This is a genomic window from Geodermatophilus sp. SYSU D00684 (genome assembly GCF_054050455.1).
On the sequence record NZ_JBJGZI010000002.1, the window covers coordinates 122812 to 142463 of the forward strand.

The following is a 19652-nucleotide window of genomic DNA, read 5'->3' on the forward strand; positions in this document are numbered from 1 at the left end:
CGGGCGGCCCCGGGGTCCCGCGCGCAGCGGGTAGGGGGCGCCCGTGCTGCTCACCGTGGGTCACGGCGCCGACGACCGGACCGCCCTCGCCGCCCGGCTCTCCGGTGCCGGTGTGGACCGGGTGGTCGACGTCCGCCGCTTCCCCGGCAGCCGCAGCAACCCCGACGTCCGGCGGGAGGCGCTCGAGGAGTGGCTGCCGGCCGCGCGCATCGGCTACCGGTGGGAGGAGCGGCTCGGCGGGCGCCGCCGGCTGCCCGCGGGCGAGCCGGTGGCCGACGGCTGGTGGACCGTCGCCCAGTTCGCCGCCTACGCCGCGCACACCCGGACGGCGGAGTTCGCGGCCGCGCTCGACGGCGTGCTGGCCGAGGCGGCGCACGCGAGGGTCGCGGTGATGTGCAGCGAGGGCGTGTGGTGGCGCTGCCACCGGCGGCTGGTCGCCGACGTCGCCGTCCTCGCCCGCGGCGTGCCGGTCACGCACCTCATGCCCGACGGCCGGCTCGCCCCGCACCGCCCGGCCGAGGGCGCGGTGCTGGGCGAGGACGGCCTCGTCCGCTGGCCACGCTGACCGCCCCCGCGATCACGGCGCCGGAACCACCCGGAGGGCCCGGGAGGCGGTCACCGCGCCATGATCGCGGTGGAGCGGGTCAGCCCATGTGCGGGTAGCGGTGGTCGGTCGGCGGCACGAAGGTCTCCTTGACCACCCGCGTCGACGTCCAGCGCAGCAGGTTCTGCGCCGCGCCGGCCTTGTCGTTGGTGCCGCTCGCCCGGCCGCCGCCGAAGGGCTGCTGCCCGACCACGGCGCCGGTGGGCTTGTCGTTGACGTAGAAGTTGCCGGCCGCGAACCGCAGGAACCGCTCGGCGTGCGCGATGGCGGCGCGGTCCTGCGCGATGACGGCGCCGGTGAGCGCGTAGGGCGCCACCGACTCCATCTGCTCGAGCACGGCGTCGTACTCGGCGTCCTCGTAGACGTGCACCGCCAGCACCGGCCCGAAGTACTCGGTGGTGAACACCTCGTGCCCGGGGTCGGTGCCCTCGACGATCGTCGGCCGGACGAAGAAGCCCTCGCTGTCGTCGGCCTTGCCGCCGGCGACGATGGACAGCGCGGGGTCGTCCTCGACCCGGTCCAGGACGCCGGAGAGCTTGGAGAAGGACTTCCGGTCGATCACCGCGCCCATGAAGTTCGACAGGTCGGTGATGTCGCCCATCGTCAGCGACTCCGTCGTCGAGACGAGGTCGTCGCGCAGCCGCCGCCAGACCGAGCGCGGCACGTAGGCGCGCGAGGCGGCCGAGCACTTCTGCCCCTGGTACTCGAAGGCGCCGCGGACCAGCGCGGTGCGCAGCACGTCGAGGTCGGCCGAGGGGTGGGCGACGACGAAGTCCTTGCCGCCGGTCTCGCCGACGACCCGCGGATAGCCGCGGTAGGAGGCGATGTTCTCCCCCACCGTCCGCCACAGGTGCTGGAAGACCGCCGTCGAGCCGGTGAAGTGGATGCCGGCGAGGTCGCGGTCGGCGAGGACCACCTCGGAGACGGCGACGCCGTCGCCGGTGACCATGTTGACGACCCCGGGCGGCAGGCCGGCGGCCTCGAGCAGCCGCATGAGGAAGTGCGCGGCGAACTGCTGGGTGGGCGCGGGCTTCCAGACGACGGTGTTGCCCATGAGCGCCGGCGCGGTGGGCAGGTTGCCGGCGATCGCGGTGAAGTTGAACGGCGTCACGGCGTAGACCGGGCCCTCGAGCGGCCGGTGGTCGATGCGGTTCCAGGTGCCGGGCGAGGACTGCGGCTGCTCGGCGTACACCTGGCGGGCGAAGTGCACGTTGTAGCGCCAGAAGTCGGCGAGCTCGCAGGCGCTGTCGATCTCGGCCTGCTGTGCGGTCTTCGACTGGCCGAGCATCGTGGCGGCGTTGAGCGTCTGCCGCCAGGGGCCGGCGAGCAGGTCGGCGGCCTTGAGGAAGACGGCGGCGCGGTCGTCGATCGACAGGTCGCGCCAGGCCGGGGCGGCGTCCTTCGCGCAGCGCAGCGCCTCCTCGGCGTCGGCGTGCGTGGCGTGCGCGGAGGTGCCGAGGACGGCGGCGTGCCGGTGCGGCTGGACGACGTCGAACCGCTCGCCGCCGGCCATGCGCTGCCGCCCGCCGAGGGTCGAGGTCAGCTCGACCGGGGCGGCGGCGAGCTCGGCCAGGCGGCCCTCGAGCTCGGCGCGCTCGGGCGAGCCGGGGGCGTAGGTGAGCACCGGCTCGTTGCGCGGCGGGGGGACGCGGGTGGTGCCGTCCATCGGGGACCTCCAGACGAGTGCGGCAGAAATGGCCATTTCCGCCGGGGGTGGGTCAGCGGGAGACGAGGGCGCGGAGGAAGAAGCGGAGGTTCGCCGGGCGCTCGGCCAGCCGGCGGACGAAGTAGCCGTACCAGTCGCGGCCGTAGGGCACGTAGGCGCGCACGCGGGTGCCGGAGGCGGCCAGCCGGCGCTGCTCGTCGACCCGGATGCCGTGCAGCATCTGCACCTCCCAGGAGTCGGCGGCGCGCCCGTGCTCGGCGGCCAGCCGCTGGGCCAGGTCGATCATCGCCGGGTCGTGGCTGCCGACCATCGGGTAGCCCGGCCCGCGCACGAGCACGCCGAGGCAGCGGGCGTAGGCGGCGTCGACGTCGCGGCGGCCCTGGTGGGCGACCGACGGCGGCTCGTCGTAGGCGCCCTTGACCAGCCGCACCCGCGAGCCCGGCGTGGCCAGCGCGACGACGTCGTCCTCGGTGCGGTGCAGCGCGGCCTGCAGCACCGCCCCGGTCTGCGGGTGGTCGCGGCGCAGCTCGGCGAGGACGGCGAGGGTGGCGTCGACGGTCGAGGAGTCCTCCATGTCGAGGGTGACCGTGGTGCCGATCCGCGCCGCGCACTCGACCACCGGCCGGACCAGCTCCAGCGAGAGGTCCTCCCCGCCGGGCAGCGCCTGGCCGAAGGCGGACAGCTTGACCGACACCTCGGCGCGCGGGCCGAGGCCCAGCGGCGCCAGCGCCTCGAGGAGGGCGAGGTAGGCGTCGCGGGAGGCGCGCGCCTCGGCGGGGTCGGTGACGTGCTCGCCGAGGTGGTCGAGGGTCACCTCGATGCCCTCCCCGGTGAGCCGGCCGACGACGGCGAGCGCCTCGGGCAGCGTCTCGCCGGCCACGAACCGCTCGACCACGCGCCGGGTCACCGGGGTGCCCACGAGCGCGCGGCGCAGCGCCGGGCGGCGGGAGGCCCCCAGCAGCAGGGTCTTCGTGGTGAGCACCGGCCACCTCCGTCGTCGTGACTGGCCTCGAACGCTAGGAGCGCCCGATCGGGTCCACCAGGGACGGACGTACGGACTCCGGACGTCCGGTTTCATACAGTCGTACGGTGCGCGACGACCTGCAGGACGTGGTGGACGAGGTCGCCCGGCTGCTGCGCGCCCCGGCCACGCTCGAGGACGTCGACTTCACGCTGCTGGCCTTCGCCGCACACCCCCTCGACGGCGGCGACACCGCGATGGACGCCGTCCGCACCCGGTCGATCCTCGGCCGCGGCTCCACCCCGGACACCCGCCGCTGGTTCGAGGACCTCGGCATCGCCACCGCGCAGCGGCCGGTGCGCACCCCCGCCGACCCGGCCGCGGGGATCCTCACCCGCCTGCTGCTGCCCGTCCGGCACGGCGGCCGCACCCTCGGCTACCTCTGGCTGCTCGACGGCGGCCGCACCGACCCCGACGACGACGCCGACCCGGACCTGGCCGCGGCGGTGGACCTCGCCGCCCGCGCGGGACGGCTGCTGGCCGGCGGGGACGACGACGGCGACCTCGGCGAGGCCCTGGCCGCGGCGCTCGCCGGCACCGCGCCGGCGCGGGAGCGGGCGACGCGCACCCTGACCGCCCGGCTCGGCGCGGGCACCCCGCTGGCGCTGGTCGCGCTGCGGGGCGCGCTCCCCGAGGGGCAACGGCTCCCGCCGGCCGCGGCGGTGCTCGGCGAGGACCGCCGCGAGGCCGCCGTCCTGGTCCGGCTGGCCCGGCCCGGCGACCTGCGCCCGGCCGCGACCACCGCGTCCGCGGCGCTCGCCCGGATGCCCTGCGGTGCGGCCGCGGGGGTGTCCGACCCCGCCGCGGGGCCCGCCGGCCTGCCCGCGTGCTGGGCGCAGGCCCGCACCGCGGCCCGGGTCGCGGCCGTGGCGCCGGGGCTCGCGCCGGTGGCCCGCTGGTCCGAGCTCGGCGGCTGGCGGGTCGCCGCGGCCCTGCCCACGCCCGACCCGGCCGTCGCGCCGCTGCTCGCCGACCCGGTGCTGGCCGCCACGGCCGCGGCCTACCTCGACGCGGCCGGCAGCGTGGTCCGGACGTCGGCGGCGCTGTCGATCCACCGGCAGACGCTGTACTACCGGCTGGGCCGGATCACCGCGCTGACCGGCCTGGACCTGGCCGACGGCGACACCCGGCTGCTGGTGCACGCCTCGCTGCGCCGCGCCCGGCTGCCCTGACCGTCCGCCTCCCCGAGCCGCTGCCCGGCGGCGGCGAGCACCCGCGGCACCAGCCGGCGGTGCACGGCCGACAGCGGCGGCCACAGCAGCCGGCCCCGCAGCCGCTCGTAGGACAGGCAGGTGGTCCAGGTGACCCGGCGCCCGGTGGCCTGCACGACCATGGTCGCGCACAGCGACCGGGACGCGGTCTCCAGCCGGATCCAGTCCTCGCCGCGCCCGCCGACCCGCCAGCCGCCCACGGTGTCCGGGGAGCGCCGCGGGTCCAGACGGAGGGCGAGCAGCCCCCGCCAGATGAACCGCTCCGCCGGGCTCGGGACGTCGCCGAACATCGCCCGCGCCCACCGCTCCGGCGTCGCGGTCACGTCGGCGACCAGGGTGCACCGGTCGGCGTAGTCGATCCGGGGCAGCGAGCAGACCTCCCGGGCGGACGCGGTGATCCCGCGGAGCACGCCGGTGCTGTCGAGCAGGGTCATGGCGGGTCCCCTCTCGTATACGGTGCCGTACGGACGACGGTAGCGGCTTCATACGGTGGCGTACAGGAGGTGGGCGTGGCGGTCGTGCGCACCCCGCGGGAGCGGTGGGTCGAGCAGGGCCTGCGGGCGCTGGCCGCGGGCGGTCCCGACGCCGTCCGCGTCGAGGTGCTGGCCAAGGACCTCGGGGTCACCAAGGGCGGTTTCTACGGGCACTTCGCCGACCGGGACGCCCTGCTCGAGGCGATGCTCGACACCTGGGAGCGGGAGAGCACCGACGAGGTGCTCGAGCGCGTCGAGCGGGAGGGCGGCGACCCGCGGACCCGGATCGCGCGGGCCGGCGTCCTCACCTTCTCCAGCGACCGCCTGCTCCCCGTCGACCTGGCCGTCCGCGACTGGGCCCGCCGGGACGAGGCGGTCGCCGCGCGCCTGCGCCGGGTCGACGAGCGGCGCATGGGGCTGCTGCGCGAGCTGATCGGCACGTTCTGCGCCGACCCCGACGAGGTGGAGGCGCGCGCCCTGATCGCCTTCTGCCTGGCGATCGGCGAGCACTTCCTCGCCACCGGCCACGGGGGGCGCACCCGGGCGCAGGTCCTCGCCCGCGCCGCCGACCTGCTGCTGGACCGCCCGCCGCGGTCCTGACCCGCCGGGGGGAACTGTTGCGCACTGCACCTTCTCCCCCGCGACGCTGTCCGGGGCGTGACCTACGCTCGAAGGGCTGATGGCTGCGGGAGGAGAGGCGTTGCCTCGAGACGCGGGCGGCGCCGGCGACGTCCTCCGGGACCTGCGCACGGCCACCGCCGTGGAGCACGGACAGGTCGAGGCCACCCTCGACCTCATGGACCCCGCGCTGGACCGCGGCCGGCTGGTCACCGTCCTGGCGCGGCTGCACGCCTTCTGGGCCGCGGCCGAGGCCGGGCTGGACGACTGGGCCGCCCGCCACCCCGCCGACGCCGCCGCCCTCGACTGGGCGCGCCGCCGCCGCACCGGCCTCTACGCCGCCGACCTGGCCGCGCTGGGCGGCTCCGCCGACGCCGGCCGGCCGGACCTGCCCGCCGTCCCGGGCACCGACGAGGCGCTGGGCCGGCTGTACGTGATGGAGGGCTCCACCCTCGGCGGCACCTTCATCGACCGCCACCTGGCGGCCCTGCCGGGGCTGCCCCGGCTGCGCTGCTTCAGCCCCTACGGCGAGGACACCGGCGCGATGTGGGCCGCGTTCCGCCGGGTCACCCGGGCGCACGTCGCGGGCGCCGGGGACGCCGGGCGGGTGGTCGCCGCGGCCCGGGAGACCTTCGCCGTCCTCGCCGACTGGTGCGCGCCGGCGGCGCAGGGGGCGACCGCGTGACCGACGTCGACGCCCCCTCGGGGGCCGACACCGCCGGGGCGGACGTCGCGTGGCTGTCGCCGGGTGAGCCGGTCGACCTGGACAACTGCGCCCGCGAGCCGATCCACGTCCCGGGCAGCGTCCAGCCGCGCGGCGTGCTGCTGGCGGTCAGCGAGCCGGACCTGGTCGTCGTCCAGGCGTCGGAGAACCTCGCCGGGCTGACCGGCGTCGTCTGGTCCGACGCGCTCGGCCGCCCGCTCGCCGACGTCATCGGGGTGGCGCAGACCGAGGCCGTCGTCCGCTCGGCCAGCGCGTTCGGCGACCTGCGCGAGCGCAACCCGGTGGAGGTCACCCTCGACGTCGACGGCGACCCCGTGCCGGTGGACGCGATCCTGCACCGGGCGGTGCTGGGCGGCCGGGACGAGCACGGCGGGGCCGAGGACGGCGACCCGCCGCTGACCAACCTCGTCGTGGAGCTCGAGCCCGCGCGCGGGCCGCGGCCGTTCTCCTTCCCGAACACCTACCAGGCGGTGCGCGGGACCATCGCCGAGCTCAACCGGGCCTCCACGCTGCAGGAGCTCTACGACATCACCGCGCGGGCGATCCGCGCGCTCACCGGCTTCGACCGGGTGATGGTCTACCGCTACGACGCCGACTACAACGGCGAGGTCGTGGCCGAGGCGAAGGCCGCGGACCTCAACTCCTTCCTCGGCCTGCACTACCCGGCCTCGGACATCCCGGCGCAGGCCCGGGCGCTGTACGAGAAGAACTGGATCCGGCTGATCAGCGACGTCGGCTACGTCCCCAGCCGCATCCAGCCGGCCGCGCACCCGGCCACCGGCCGGCCGCTGGACCTCACCTACTCGACGCTGCGCAGCGTCTCGCCGATCCACGTCGAGTACCTGCAGAACATGGGCGTGCGCGCCTCCATGTCGATCTCGCTGCTGCAGGACGACCGGCTCTGGGGCCTCATCGCCTGCCACCACTACTCCGGCCCGCACCAGCCGCCGTACGCCACCCGCGCCGCGGCCGAGTTCCTCGGCTCGACGCTGTCGCTGCGCCTGGTCGACCGCACCGCCGAGGACGAGGTGCACCGGGCGCTGCAGGTCCGCTCCACGCTGGCCTGGCTGACCGCGTCCACCCTGGACGAGGACCGCGCGCTCGCCGACACCCTGCTCGGCACCACCAGCCTGCTCGACGTGCTGCCCGCCGACGGCGTGGCCGTCTGCCTGCAGGGCAGCCGCGGCACCAAGGGCGCGGACCTGCCGGACGACGTCGTCGAGCGGGTCGTGGCCTGGGCCGCCGCCCGCGGCGCGGACGTGGTGGCCACCGACGCCCTGCAGCGCGAGGCGCCCGAGCTCGGCGTCCCGGTCGAGGTCGCCTGCGGCGTGCTCGTGCTGCCGCTGCCCGAGGGCCAGTACGTGCTGTGGCACCGGCGCGAGGCGGTGCGGCACGTCGACTGGGGCGGCGACCCGCACAACAAGGCGATCGCCGAGCGGGAGGGCGACGACGTCCGGCTCAGCCCGCGCAGGAGCTTCGACCGCTGGCGGGAGACGGTCCGCGAGCGCTCGCACCCGTGGACGCCGCAGGAACGCGCCGAGGTGGTGCAGCTGCGCAGCCACCTGCTCGAGGCGCTCTACGCCCGCTCGCGCAGCATCGTCCGCGCCGCGGAGACGCTGCAGCGCAGCCTGCTGTCCGAGCCGCCGCAGCCCGACCACCTGCAGATGGCGGTGCGCTACGTGCCGGCCACCCGCGAGGCCCAGGTCGGCGGCGACTGGTACGACGTCTTCGTCCAGCCCGACGGCTCGACGATGCTGGTCATCGGCGACGTCGTCGGCCACGACGTCCAGGCCGCCGCCTGCATGGCCCAGCTGCGGGGGCTGCTGCGCGGCATCGCCTACGACAGCGGGGACAGCCCGGCGGCGGTGCTCACCCGGCTCGACGCGGCGATCGAGGGGCTGCAGCTCGGCGCCATGGCCACCGTGCTGGTCGGCCGGCTCGAGCAGACCGACGACGACCGCGCCGCCGGGGTCGCCCGCCTGCGGTGGGCCAGCGCCGGCCACCTGCCCCCGCTGGTCGCCGGCCCCGACGGCACCAGCGCCCCGCTCGACGGCGGCCGGCCGGGCCTGCTGCTCGGGGTGAGCCCGGAGGCGGTCCGCACCGACGCCGAGGTGGTCCTCGCCCGCGGCTCCACGGTGCTGCTGTTCACCGACGGCCTGGTCGAGCGCCGGGCCGACGGCTTCGACGACGGGGTCGTCCGGCTCGCGCAGGCCCTCGCGGAGCTGCGCGACCGGCCGGTGGACGAGGTCTGCGACGAGGTCCTGGCGCGGATGGTCCCCGACGGCGCCGAGGACGACGTCGCCCTGGTCGCCGTCCGCCTCGCCCCGGAGGACTAGCTCCCGGGGAGTGGCCGTGCACTTCCGCGGAGGTGCACCGGGCATCTCCGCGGAAGTGCACGGACTCAGCCGGCGGGCGGGTCCGAGAAGCCGGCCGCCAGGCCGTCGTCCTGGGGACCGCCGTCGTCGGGCAGCGGCGCCTCGTCCTCCGCGGCGCGGACCTCGGCCTCGGTGCCGTCGGTCGGGGCGTCGACGCCGCGCGTCAGCTCGGCGAGCAGCCGCTGCTCGTCGGGGCGCAGGTCGTCGCCGCCGAGGTGCTCGCCCGGCTGGCCGGCGTCCGAGCCGGAGGCCATGCCGCTGTCGGGGAGGTCCGGGTCGGTCATCGGGACCTCCATCACCGCGGGAAGTCGGGCTCGAGCCGCGGCACCACCTGCATCTCCGGCACGAACGCCGAGGGGTGCAGCAGGAGCAGCGTGCGGACGGTGTCGGCCACCGCCGACGGCGGCATCATCAGGTGCCCGGGGATGCCCCACTGCTCCATCATCGGCGTGTCCATCGCGGCCGGGATGACGCTCATGACCCGCGCCGGGAAGGGCCGCTCGCTGCCGTCCTCGAGCGTCACGGCCTTCTCCCGGAGCTCGCGCTGGATGCAGCGGGTGGCGTTGAGGAAGCCGGCCTTGGAGCCGTTGTAGGCGATCGCGCCGCTGCCCGAGGTGATCGCCGACAGCGACACCACGTGCACGACGTCGGCGGTGCGCCCCTCCGGCAGGTGCTGCACCCGCTTCACGAACTCGCTGGTGAGGAAGATCGGGCCCTCGCAGTTGACCGCCATGACGCGGCGGTAGTCGTCGAGGTCGATGTCGGTGATGTAGCCCGGGCGGTCGATGCCGGCCACGTTGACCAGGACGTCGAAGGCGTCGCCGTGCTGGTCGAAGAGCCGGGCCACGACCTCGCGGCGGCTGGCGTCGTCGGTGACGTCCAGCGGGACGACCTCGGCGCTGCCGCCGGCGTCGGTCACCAGTTCGCGGGTGCGCTCGCTGCCGTCGGCGTCGATGTCGGCCACGACGACGTGCGCGCCGGCCTCGGCCAGCGACACGCACGTCGCCCGGCCCAGCCCGCTGGCCCCGCCGGTGACCAGCGCCACGCGCCCCTTCAGCTCCCCTGCCACCCGTTCCTCCGTCCTCCGTCCCCTACCGGTGCACGACCAGCGGGACCGTGATCACGATGCGTCCCCGCCACTCTCGCCGAGGTCCGCGCGGCCCGCAGGTCGGGGCGGTCAGGCCGGGGAGGACCAGACGTCGGCGAGGGTCACCGTCTGCAGCCGCCGGGTCTCGATCAGCTCCAGCATCCGGTCGAGCACGGTGGTGATGGCCGGCTGGTTGGCGTGGCCGACGATGATCGCCCGGGCGGCGAACCACTGCTCCGCGGCGGCCATGAGCTCCTCGGCGCCGATCGCGCGGGCGTCGTCGAAGGTGCCGTTCCACATGACCGTGGTCGGGTGGCCGACGTCGGCGGCGATGGCGTCGACGCGCTCGTCGTGCGAGCCGAACGGCGGCCGCCAGAACGGGGTGTCGGTGACGCCGAGGGTGCGGCGCATGAACTCCTGGTTGCGCCGCAGCTCCTCGGCCACCTCGGCGTCGGAGACGGTGGTGAGGTCCGGGTGCGACCAGGTGTGGTTGCCGAAGGCGACCTGGCCGGACTCGATGAGCGGCCACAGGTCGCGGGCGTTGTCGCCCCACGTGCGGTAGCTGCCGTTGGGGAAGAACGTCAGCCGGGTGCCGGTCTCGCGGGCGAGGGTGACCAGCGCCGCGACCACCTCGCCGTTGCTGCCGTCGTCGATGGTCAGGGCCAGCTGGTTGCCCCTGCCGGGGATCTGGTCGACGACGCCGGCCGGGGCGGGGACGGCGACCAGGCCGCCGGGGCCGGTCGGGGTGGCCGCCGCGGCGGGCGGCGGGGCGACGAGGTCGGGTGCCGCCAGGTCCAGCTCGGCGGCGCCGCGCCCGACGGCGGCCCCGGCGAGTCCGGTGGCGAGCAGGAGGAGGAAGCCCCGGCGGTCCACGCGGCGGACGCTAGGAGGGCGCTCCGGCGCGTCCGGCGCAGCGACACGAGCGGCCGGGCGCGCCCGCCACCGTCCGTGTCCTGGCGACTACCGGCTCTCGGGGACCAGGCCGGCCTGCTCGAGCAGGCGCGCCTGCTCGCGGCACCAGGGCGACCACTCGTCGCGCTCGGAGTCCTCCTGGCGGCGGCGGAACGCCGCCCACTCCAGCAGCTCCCACTCCCCCACCTCGGCCGGGTCGGGGTCGGGCGTGCCGGTGAAGCGGCCCAGGTAGACCGGGCAGACCTCGTTCTCGACGACGCCGCGGAACTCGGCGCGGTAGCGGTAGCCGGGCAGCGCCGGGCGCAGGTCGGCGACCTGCAGGCCCAGCTCCTGGGCGGCGCGGCGGGCGATCGCGGCGCCGTCGTCCTCGCCGGGGCCGGGGTGGCCGCAGACGGTGTTGGTCCACATGCCCGGGAAGGTCTGCTTGTCCGCGGCGCGCCGGGTGACCAGCAGCCGGCCGTCGTCGGCGAACAGGTAGGCGGAGAACGCCCGGTGCAGCGGCGTCTCGCCGTGGTGCACCAGCGGCTTGGGCAGGGTGCCGATCGGCGTCCCGTCGTCGTCGACCAGCACGATCAGCTCCGCCGCGGTCACCGTCACCGGCCCATCCTCCCCGACACCGGGGGTTCCGGCAGCCGCCGGGCGGGCACCGGAGGGGCATGCAGGAGTTCCGGAACGACGGCCTGACCTTCGACGTCCGCGACGACGGCCCGCCCGGCGGCGAGCCGGTGGTGCTCCTGCACGGCTTCCCGCAGGACGCGAGCGCCTTCGACCGTATGGCGCCGCTGCTGCACGCCGCGGGCCTGCGCACCCTGGCGGTCGACCAGCGCGGCTACAGCCCGGGCGCCCGGCCGCGCGGGCGGGCGGCCTACCGGCTGCGCGCGGTGGCCGGCGACGTCCTGGCCCTGCTCGACGCCGCGGGGCTGAAGAGCGCGCACGTCGTCGGGCACGACTGGGGCGGCGCGGTCGCCTGGGCGCTGGGCGCCTGGCACCCGGACCGGGTGCGCACGCTGACCTCGCTGTCCACCCCGCACCCGGCCGCGGTGGCGCGCGCGGTGCTCACCAGCGACCAGGGGCTGCGCTCGTCCTACATGGCCGCCTTCCAGCTCCCCCTGCTGCCCGAGCGACTGCTGCTCGCCCGCGGCGGCGCGGCGCTGCGCGGCGTGCTGGAGAACGGCGGGCTGCCCGCGGACGCCGTCGACCGCTACGTCGGGCGCATGCGCGAGCCGGGGGCGCTGTCGAGCGCGCTGGCCTGGTACCGGGCGGTGCCGTTCGGCGCGCGCGACGCCGTCGGCGAGGTCACCGCGCCGGCGCTGCACGTGTGGAGCACCGGCGACACGTTCCTCGGCCGCGCCGCCACCGAGCGCACGCGCGACCACGTGCGCGGCCCCTACCGGCTCGAGGTGCTCGAGGACGTGCCGCACTGGATCCCCGAGCTCGCCGCCGAGCGCACCGCCGCACTGGTCGTCGAGCACACCCGGGCGGCGGCCTGAGGCTCAGGCCTCCGGCGGCTCGGACAGCGGCAGCCGCACCACGAACCGGGTGTTCCCCGGCTCCGAGCGCACCTTGATCACCCCGCCGTGCCGGTTGGTGACGATGCGCCAGGCGACGTCCAGCCCGAGGCCGGTGCCGTGCCCCACCGGCTTGGTGGTGAAGAACGGCTCGAACACCCGGCGCCGCATGGTCTCCGGGATGCCCGGGCCGGTGTCGGCGACCTCGACGACGGCGCTGTCGCCGTCGACGGCGGTGCGCAGCGTGAGCGTGCCCTCCCCCGCCATCGCGTCGAGGGCGTTGTCGATGAGGTTGGTCCACACCTGGTTGAGCTCGGCGGCGTAGGCCGGCACCGGCGGCATCGACCGGTCGTACTCCTTGACCACGCGGATCCCCGGGCCGGTCTTCGCGCTGAGCATGACCAGCGTCGCGTCGAGCCCGGCGTGCAGGTCGGTGAGCTGGTGCGGCGTGCGGTCCACCTGCGAGTACTGCTTGGCCGCGCCCACCAGGTGGGAGATCCGCGAGGTGCTGTCGAGGATCTCGGCGAGCAGCATCTCGGTCTCGACGGTGTAGGCCAGCCAGCGCAGCGCCGGCTCGAGGAAGTCGGGCTCGACGGCGTCGGCGACCGCCTCCAGCGACGCCGGGTCGAGCCCGGCCGGGACGAACACCGACGCCAGCTCCCAGGGCCGGTCGACGTCGTGGTCCTCGAGCCAGTCGCCGAGCTCGTCCTCCCGGTCCGACCGCTCCAGCGCGCTGAGCTCGGCCGCACTGCCGATGCCCGCGACGAACCGCTCCTGCAGCTCGGTCAGCCGGCGCAGCTGCGAGCCGTCGAAGGTGCCGTCGGCGAGCAGCGCGAGCTTGTGCCGCATGCCCGCCACCCGCTCGCGCAGCGCCGCGGTGGCCCGGGACGCGGCCGCGGCCGGGTTGTTGAGCTCGTGGGTGAGCCCCGCGGTCAGCTTGCCCAATGCCAGCAGCCGCTCCCGCTGGCCGACCAGCTCCTCGGAGTTGCGCGTGCCCAGGAACAGGCCCTGCAGCAGGTGGACGGCCATCGGGTACCAGCGGCGGAACACGGCGGCGAACTCGGCCGCGGGCAGCGCCAGGAAGGTGCAGTCGGTGACCGCGCGCACCGTCGCCGGGTAGACCTGCGGGACCTGGTCGCCGAGGTAGAACTGCACCGCGCCGCTGAACACGCCCGGCTGGTCGGTGCGGGTGGTCTCCACCTCGTCGCGGCCCACCCGCCGGACCATCCGCAGCGTGCCGGTCAGGAGCACGTAGAAGCACTCGGCCGGCTCGCCCTCGGTCGACACGTCGCTGCCGGCGGGGAACGCGACGACGTCGCCGGTCTCCGACACCCACGCCAGCTGCGCCTCGTCCAGGTCGGTGAACAGGAACAGCTCCCGCAGCCGCGCGGGCTCCAGGCGGGTGGGGGCGCTCACCGCTCCTCCAGGTACCGGTGCACCAGCGTGACCGCCATGGCGCCCTCGCCGACGGCGGAGGCCACCCGCTTCACCGACTGCGCGCGCACGTCGCCGGCGACGAACACGCCCGGGACGCTGGACTCGAGGAAGAACGGGTCGCGCTGCAGCCGCCAGCCCGGGGGCCGCTCGCCGTCGACGAGCAGCTCCGGGCCGGTGAGCACGAACCCGCGCTCGTCGCGGGCGAGGACGCCGTCGAGCCAGTCGGTGCGCGGCTCGGCGCCGATGAAGACGAACAGGTGCGACGTCGGCACGGTCTCCACCCGGCCCGAGCGGTCGGTGAGCTCGATCTGCTCCAGGTGGTCGTCGCCCAGCACGGCGGTCACCGTGGTGCCGGTCCGGACGACGACGTTCGGGATCGCGGCCAGCTGCTGCACCAGGTAGTGCGACATGGACGCCTCCAGCGAGGAGCCGCGGACCACCAGCGTGACGCAGCTGGCGTGCCGGGAGAAGAACACCGCCGACTGCCCCGCCGAGTTCGCCCCGCCGACGACGTACACGGGCTGGTCGGCGCAGGCCTCGGCCTCGGTCAGCGCCGAGCCGTAGTAGACGCCGCGGCCGGTGAACCCGTCGGCGCCCGCGGCCGGCAGGGTCCGGTAGGCGACACCGGTGGCCAGCACGACCGCGTGCGCGGCGATGCTGCCGCCGTCGGCGAAGTGCACCACCCGGGCCGAGCCGCGGACCTCGAGCGCGGTCACCTTGCGGGCGGTGAGCACCTCGGTGCCGAACCGGATGGCCTGCCTCCGGGCGCGGTCGGCCAGCTGCCCGCCGGAGACGCCGTCGGGGAAGCCGAGGTAGTTCTCGATCCGGCTGCTCTGCCCGGCCTGCCCGCCGGTGGCCTGCCGCTCGACCAGCACGGTGCGCAGACCCTCGGAGGCGCCGTAGACGGCGGCGCCGAGCCCGGCCGGGCCGCCGCCCACGACGACGAGGTCGTAGAAGTCGGTGCTCGGCTCGACCGTGAGCCCGACCGCGGCGGCGAGCTGGGCCTCGGTCGGCGCGAGCAGCGCCTCGCCGCCCGGCGGCACCACGACCGGGACGTCGTCGGGACCCGCACCGGCCGCGGCGAGCAGCCGCCGCCCCTCGGGCTCCTCGACGCTGTACCAGCGGTACGGGACGGCGTTGCGGGCCAGGAAGTCGCGGGCGGCGAACGAGGGCGCCGACCAGTGGTGGCCGACCAGCTTGACGTCCTCGACGGCGGTGTCGGGGCTGGCCTCCCAGGACGCGACCATGGCGTCGACGACCGGGTAGAGCTTCTCCTCGGGCGGCTCCCACGGCTTGAGCAGGTAGTGGTCGACGTCGACGAGGTTGATCGCCTGGATGGCGGCGTCGGTGTCGGCGTAGGCGGTGAGCAGCGCCCGGCGCGCCCGGGGGAAGAGGTCCATCGCCTGCTCGAGGAACTCGATGCCGTTCATCCCGGGCATCCGGTAGTCGGCGAGCACCGCCGCCACCCGGTCCCCGCGCAGCTTGAGCTCCCGCAGCGCCCCGAGCGCCTCCTCGCCGGAGGAGGCCCGGACCACCCGGAACCGCTCGCCGTAGTGGCGGCGCAGGTCACGTGCCACCGCCCGGGACACCCCGGGGTCGTCGTCGACGGTGAGCAGGACGGGCCGGGCGCGGGCGCCGGCCTCCGGGGCCTGGGTCACGGTTCCTCCTGGGGGACGCGGGTGGGGGCGGGCCCGTCGGGCGCGTGCCCGTCGTCGACGAGTCCGGCGAGCTCGGCGTCGGTGGGGCGGCGCAGGACCCGCCCGGAGCGCCACACCACCACCGGCAGGTCGTCCTCGGTCACGCCGAGGTCGGCGAGCAGCGCGGCGGCGTCGTCGACGGTCTCGACGTCGACGACGGTGGCCGTGAGCCCGCGGTCCGCGGCGAAGTGCCGCAGCCGGGCCGTGTCGCCCGAGGCGCCCCGCCCGACGACGCGCAGGTCCGCGGCGAGCTCGAGCAGCATCGACCGCCGGATGAGGAAGGTGCGCAGGACCAGCTCCTTGAGTGCGGGGTCCGCCGCGAACGCCTCCCGGATCCGCGCGTCGGGGACGGTGACCACCTCCGCCGGCTGCAGGACGACGGCGGTCAGGAAGACCGGGCGGTCACTGAACAGGTCGAGCTCCCCGAGGAAGCGCCGGGCGCCGTGGACCGAGACCACCCGCTGGTCGGGCCGGCCGTGGTGCTCGACCACGGCGACGGAGCCGGACAGCACCAGCTGGAAGTCGTAGCCCGGGTCGCCCTCGCGGAACAGGGTCTGCCCCGGCTGCCACGTGCGGCGGGTGCCGTGCCGCGAGAGCAGCGCGACCTGGGCGTCGTCGAGGCGGGGGAAGGCGCCGTAGCGGTCCGGTGTCTCGGGCAGGTCGGCCGGCAGCGGGACGGGCAGGCCGTCGGAGGGCCCCGGCCGGTCCGCCCGGCGGGTCCCCAGCACGGGCACCACCTGCGCGCCGGCCCCACCGCCGGCGGGGACCGCGGCCGGGCTCCCGTCGGCGCCCGCGAGCAGCGCGGCGGCCAGGGAGTCGGCGTCGTGCGGGCCGGTGTGCCGGCGCCCGTGGACGAAGAAGGTCGGCGTCCCCGCCACCCCGCTGGCCTCCGCGGAGTCGACGTCCTCCTGCACCCGCCGCGCGAACCGGGCGGCCCCGAGGTCACGGGCGAAGCGCTGCACGTCCAGGCCCAGGGCGGCCGCGTGCTCGAGCAGGTCGGCCGGGGCCAGCCGGTCCTGCGCGGCGAACAGCCGGTCGTGCATGGCCCAGAACCGCCCCTGCTCGGCGGCGGCCTCGGCCGCCTCGGCGGCCAGCCGGGCGTGCGGGTGGACGTCGGCCAGCGGGAGGTGCCGGAAGACGTAGCGCAGCCGGTCGCCGAACCGCTCGCGCACCTCCTCCACCGCGCCGGTCGCCCGGCCGCAGAAGGGGCACTCGAAGTCGCCGTACTCGACCAGGGTGAGCGGCGCGCCGGCCGGTCCGCGGACGTGGTCTCGGGCCGGGTCGACGGGCGGGTCGAGCCGGGACGGCCGGGCCGGGCCGGGCGGCCGGCGGCGGTCGGCGGCCCGGAACAGCGCCCAGCCCAGCAGCGCGGCCAGCACCGACGCCGCCAGCACGCCCACCCGCGCCTGGTCGCCGAGCCGGTCGTCGTCCGCGAGGGCCAGGTCCACGATGAACAGCGAGATGGTGAAACCGATGCCCGACAGCGCGGCACCGCCGGCCAGCTGCAGCGCGGTGAGGCCCGGTGCGAGCTCCCCCAGCCGCAGCCGCACCGCGAGGCCGGCGCCGGCGAGGATGCCCACCAGCTTGCCGAGGACCAGCCCGGCGACGACGCCGAGCGTCACCGGCGAGGTCGCCGCGGCGCGCAGCGTCTCGCCGGTCAGCGGGACGCCGGCGTTGGCCAGCGCGAACACCGGCACGATGACGAAGCTGGTCCAGGGCTGCCACAGCTGCTGCAGCCGCTCACCGGCCGACACCGACCGGTCCAGGGACAGCCGCGCCGCCCGGGCGTACCCCGCGCTGGGCGACTGCTGGTAGGCCCGCACCAGGCGCGCGGCGTCGGCGACCTCCTCGCGTCGCGCGGCGTAGGCGGGGGTGAACAGCGCGATGACCACACCGGCGAGGGTCGGGTGGACGCCGGACTCGTGCATCGCCACCCAGACGGCCACGCCGAGGACCAGGTAGGCCGGTCCACGCCAGACCCGCAGGTAGCGCAGCCCGACCATCAGGGCCAGCCCCACGACGGCCAGGCCGAGCGGGAGCAGCTCCAGGTCGTCGGTGTAGAAGAGCGCGATGACGCCGAGCGCGCCGACGTCGTCGGCGATGGCGAGCGTGAGCAGGAACAGCCGCAGCGGGGCCGGGCAGGCCGGGCCGACGAGCACCAGGACGCCCAGCAGGAACGCGGTGTCGGTGGAGATGACCACGCCCCAGGCGGCGGCCGCCTCGTCCCCGAGGGTGAAGGCGACGTAGACCAGCGCCGGCACCACCAGCCCGGTGACGGCGGCCAGCGCCGGCACCGCGGCCCGCCGCCGGTCGGTGAGCTCCCCCAGGACCAGCTCGCGCTTGATCTCCAGTCCGACGACGAAGAAGAAGAACACCATCAGCCCGTCGTTGACCCAGTGCTGCAGGTCCAGGGACAGCTCGGTGCTCCCCATGCGGACGGCGAACTCGGTGTGCCAGAAGGCGGCGTAGCTGTCGCCGAACGGGGAGTTGACCCACACCAACGCCACGACCGTGGCCGCCAGCAGCAGCCCCGCGCTGCCCGCCTCGGTGCGCAGCGAGCGCCGCAGCGGCGCCACCCGCGCCAGCAGGCCCCTGCCCCCGGCGACCGACTGCGCGCGGGCCCGGTCGGCCCGGAGGCGCCCCTCCGGTGCCGGCCGCAGGTCCCGGCCGTCGCGCGCGGTCATGCGTCGTCCCGCGGCGCCGCTCCCGCGGGCTCGCGCGGGTACAGCTGCGGGGCGGCGATCCCGCAGTGCAGGCACTCCTCGACCGGCAGCCGCTCGACGGGTCCTGCCGGTTCCGCCCGGAGCGGGCGGCGGATCCAGGTGACGGCCACGAGCGCGCCCGCGACCAGCAGCCCGGCGCAGACGAGCATCCCCGTCCGGAAGCCGGACCCGAACGCGTCGGGGTCGGCGTAGTCGTCGCCGCCGATGCCGGCCACGACCGGGACGACGGCCACCGCGAGCAGGCTGGCCGCCCGCGCGACGGCGTTGTTGACCCCCGACGCGACGCCGGCGAACCGGTCGTCGGCGGAGTCGAGCACGGTCGCGGTGAGCGGGGCGACCAGCAGCGTCAGCCCGGCACCGAACAGCACCGTCCCGGGCAGGACGTCGAGCAGGTAGGAGGCGTCCTCGCCGATCCGCAGCATGACCAGCAGGCCCACGGCGCACAGCAGCGGCCCGAGGGTCATGAGCGGACGCGGCCCGATCCGCTGGGCGAGCGCGCCGACCCGGGCCGAGAACAGCAGCATGAGCACGGTGACCGGCAGCAGCGCGGTCCCGGCCATCAGCGGGCTGTACCCCGCCACCACCTGCAGCTGGAGCACCAGCAGCACGAACACGACCCCGAGAGGCGCGTAGACCAGCAACGTCACCACGTTCGCGGCGGTGAACTGCACGTTCCGGAACAGCACGGGCGGTACCAGCGGGTGACGGGAGCGGCGCTGCACGACGACGAACGCGGCCAGCGCGACCACCGCGGCGCCTCCCCAGAGCCAGACGCCCGATCCCGGCTGGGCTCCGCCGGCGGCGGTCAGGGCGTAGGTGAGCCCGCCCAGGCCGACGGTCACCAGGACCGTCCCGCTCCAGTCCAGGCCCGGCGCGGCGGCGGGGTCCCGGGTCTCGGGCACGTGCCGCGCCGCGACGAGCACGATCACGACGGCCAGCGGCAGGTTGACGAGGAAGACCGCCCGCCAGCTCCACTCCACCAGCCAGCCGCCGAGGAAGGGGCCGACGGCGCCGGCGACCCCGCCGAGCCCCGACCAGGCGCCGACCGCCGCGGCCCGGTCCTCCCCGGCGAAGGACGCCGAGATGATCGCCAGGCTGCCCGGGGTCAGCAGCGCTCCCCCGACCCCCTGCAGGGCCCGGGCCAGGACGAGCGTCTCGACGTTCGGCGCGAGGCCGCACAGCAGCGACGCGACGGCGAACCAGACGACGCCCACGACGAAGACCCGTCGCCGGCCGAACCGGTCGCTCAGCGACCCGGCGAGCAGGATCAGCGACGCGAGGGTGAGCGTGTAGGCGTTCACCGTCCACTGCAGCCCGGCGAACCCCGCGTCCAGGTCCTGGCCGATCCGCTCCAGGGCGACGTTGACGATCGTGCCGTCCAGCAGCGCCAGGCTCGACCCCAGGACGGTGGCCAGCAGCACCCAGCGCCCCTGCGGGGTGCCCATCCGCAGGCCCTCCGCCGGGGTCGGTCGCACCCGGGACGTCACCTGAGCGCCACCTCGATCCCCCACCGGTGCCGGGCAGCTCGAGTGCGCTGCTCCGAGGCCCGGCGACGTCGGCGGATGCCTGTGGCCGCGAGCCTCGCCCCGCCGGTCG

General features: G+C 76.2%; 17 protein-coding genes. 6 read left to right on the forward strand and 11 right to left on the reverse strand.

The genetic code is table 11. From position 1 onward, the window contains the following. The first annotated feature begins 43 nt into the window (after positions 1 to 43). Complete coding sequence (locus tag ACI79L_RS02000) at positions 44 to 565, forward strand: DUF488 domain-containing protein (RefSeq protein ID WP_456935156.1); 522 nt, start codon at positions 44 to 46, stop codon at positions 563 to 565. Between the two features lie 79 nt (positions 566 to 644). Here ACI79L_RS02000 and pruA read toward each other — a convergent pair whose 3' ends face one another. Together pruA and ACI79L_RS02010 are read right to left on the reverse strand one after the other, a co-directional pair. Continuing rightward, the gene (pruA, locus tag ACI79L_RS02005) at positions 645 to 2270 is read right to left on the reverse strand and encodes an L-glutamate gamma-semialdehyde dehydrogenase (RefSeq protein WP_456935157.1); all 1626 of its coding nucleotides are present in this window, start codon (positions 2268 to 2270) and stop codon (positions 645 to 647) included. A gap of 52 nt (positions 2271 to 2322) precedes the next feature. Then, positions 2323 to 3252, reverse strand: a complete 930-nt coding sequence (locus ACI79L_RS02010) for a proline dehydrogenase family protein (RefSeq protein ID WP_456935158.1) — start codon at positions 3250 to 3252, stop codon at positions 2323 to 2325. A gap of 107 nt (positions 3253 to 3359) precedes the next feature. Here ACI79L_RS02010 and ACI79L_RS02015 point away from each other — a divergent pair, with 107 nt between their 5' ends. Continuing rightward, the gene (locus tag ACI79L_RS02015; protein ID WP_456935159.1) at positions 3360 to 4463 is read left to right on the forward strand and encodes a helix-turn-helix domain-containing protein; all 1104 of its coding nucleotides are present in this window, start codon (positions 3360 to 3362) and stop codon (positions 4461 to 4463) included. On the opposite strand, the gene ACI79L_RS02020 is transcribed toward ACI79L_RS02015, so the two are convergent. Beyond that, the gene (locus ACI79L_RS02020; protein ID WP_456935160.1) at positions 4361 to 4936 is read right to left on the reverse strand and encodes a hypothetical protein; all 576 of its coding nucleotides are present in this window, start codon (positions 4934 to 4936) and stop codon (positions 4361 to 4363) included. The two genes, ACI79L_RS02015 and ACI79L_RS02020, sit on opposite strands and share 103 nt — an antisense overlap. A gap of 75 nt (positions 4937 to 5011) precedes the next feature. On the opposite strand from ACI79L_RS02020, the gene ACI79L_RS02025 reads away from it, so the two are divergent. The 3 genes from ACI79L_RS02025 (at position 5012) to ACI79L_RS02035 (ending at position 8653) form a co-directional block, all read left to right on the forward strand. Further along, a complete protein-coding gene (locus ACI79L_RS02025; protein WP_456935161.1) occupies positions 5012 to 5575 on the forward strand; it encodes a TetR/AcrR family transcriptional regulator in 564 nt (187 codons plus the stop codon). A gap of 100 nt (positions 5576 to 5675) precedes the next feature. After that, the gene (locus tag ACI79L_RS02030) at positions 5676 to 6278 is read left to right on the forward strand and encodes a biliverdin-producing heme oxygenase (protein ID WP_456935162.1); all 603 of its coding nucleotides are present in this window, start codon (positions 5676 to 5678) and stop codon (positions 6276 to 6278) included. Further along, a complete protein-coding gene (locus ACI79L_RS02035) occupies positions 6275 to 8653 on the forward strand; it encodes a SpoIIE family protein phosphatase (RefSeq protein WP_456935163.1) in 2379 nt (792 codons plus the stop codon). The genes ACI79L_RS02030 and ACI79L_RS02035 overlap by 4 nt, the downstream gene beginning before the upstream one ends. A gap of 65 nt (positions 8654 to 8718) precedes the next feature. Here the strand turns inward: ACI79L_RS02035 and ACI79L_RS02040 are convergent, their stop codons facing one another. The 4 genes from ACI79L_RS02040 to idi form a co-directional block, all read right to left on the reverse strand. Further along, the gene (locus tag ACI79L_RS02040; protein WP_456935164.1) at positions 8719 to 8976 is read right to left on the reverse strand and encodes a hypothetical protein; all 258 of its coding nucleotides are present in this window, start codon (positions 8974 to 8976) and stop codon (positions 8719 to 8721) included. Positions 8977 to 8987: 11 nt separating this feature from the next. Continuing rightward, positions 8988 to 9761 carry an SDR family NAD(P)-dependent oxidoreductase gene (locus ACI79L_RS02045; RefSeq protein WP_456935165.1) on the reverse strand — a complete coding sequence of 258 codons (774 nt, stop codon included), beginning with the start codon at positions 9759 to 9761 and terminating at the stop codon, positions 8988 to 8990. A 108-nt stretch (positions 9762 to 9869) separates the two neighbouring features. Continuing rightward, entirely contained in the window at positions 9870 to 10652 is a 783-nt protein-coding gene (locus ACI79L_RS02050) for a polysaccharide deacetylase family protein (protein WP_456935166.1), read from the reverse strand. A gap of 87 nt (positions 10653 to 10739) precedes the next feature. Continuing rightward, entirely contained in the window at positions 10740 to 11288 is a 549-nt protein-coding gene (gene idi, locus ACI79L_RS02055) for an isopentenyl-diphosphate Delta-isomerase (RefSeq protein WP_456935167.1), read from the reverse strand. A gap of 59 nt (positions 11289 to 11347) precedes the next feature. Between idi and ACI79L_RS02060 the strand changes: the two genes are divergently transcribed. Further along, positions 11348 to 12181, forward strand: coding sequence for an alpha/beta fold hydrolase (locus tag ACI79L_RS02060; RefSeq protein ID WP_456935168.1), 834 nt, complete (start codon positions 11348 to 11350; stop codon positions 12179 to 12181). A 3-nt stretch (positions 12182 to 12184) separates the two neighbouring features. Here ACI79L_RS02060 and ACI79L_RS02065 read toward each other — a convergent pair whose 3' ends face one another. From ACI79L_RS02065 to ACI79L_RS02080, 4 genes are read right to left on the reverse strand one after another with little or no spacing between them, the layout of a single operon-like run. After that, positions 12185 to 13615, reverse strand: coding sequence for an ATP-binding protein (locus ACI79L_RS02065; protein WP_456935169.1), 1431 nt, complete (start codon positions 13613 to 13615; stop codon positions 12185 to 12187). Beyond that, the gene (locus tag ACI79L_RS02070; protein WP_456935170.1) at positions 13612 to 15294 is read right to left on the reverse strand and encodes an FAD-dependent oxidoreductase; all 1683 of its coding nucleotides are present in this window, start codon (positions 15292 to 15294) and stop codon (positions 13612 to 13614) included. Before ACI79L_RS02070 ends, ACI79L_RS02065 begins: the two co-directional genes overlap by 4 nt. Then, positions 15291 to 18017, reverse strand: coding sequence for a Na+/H+ antiporter NhaA (nhaA, locus tag ACI79L_RS02075; RefSeq protein WP_456935171.1), 2727 nt, complete (start codon positions 18015 to 18017; stop codon positions 15291 to 15293). The genes ACI79L_RS02070 and nhaA overlap by 4 nt, the downstream gene beginning before the upstream one ends. After that, the gene (locus ACI79L_RS02080; protein WP_456935172.1) at positions 18014 to 19531 is read right to left on the reverse strand and encodes an MFS transporter; all 1518 of its coding nucleotides are present in this window, start codon (positions 19529 to 19531) and stop codon (positions 18014 to 18016) included. The genes nhaA and ACI79L_RS02080 overlap by 4 nt, the downstream gene beginning before the upstream one ends. Positions 19532 to 19652 lie beyond the last annotated feature (121 nt).

What these genes read in the sequence shown, in the direction of transcription:
- pruA (WP_456935157.1), bottom strand. Translation starts at nt 2,270, where the DNA reads ATGGACGGCACCACCCGCGTCCCCCCGCCGCGCAACGAGCCGGTGCTC.
- ACI79L_RS02020 (WP_456935160.1), bottom strand. Translation starts at nt 4,936, where the DNA reads ATGACCCTGCTCGACAGCACCGGCGTGCTCCGCGGGATCACCGCGTCC.
- ACI79L_RS02040 (WP_456935164.1), bottom strand. Translation starts at nt 8,976, where the DNA reads ATGACCGACCCGGACCTCCCCGACAGCGGCATGGCCTCCGGCTCGGAC.
- ACI79L_RS02060 (WP_456935168.1), top strand. Translation starts at nt 11,348, where the DNA reads ATGCAGGAGTTCCGGAACGACGGCCTGACCTTCGACGTCCGCGACGAC.
- nhaA (WP_456935171.1), bottom strand. Translation starts at nt 18,017, where the DNA reads ATGACCGCGCGCGACGGCCGGGACCTGCGGCCGGCACCGGAGGGGCGC.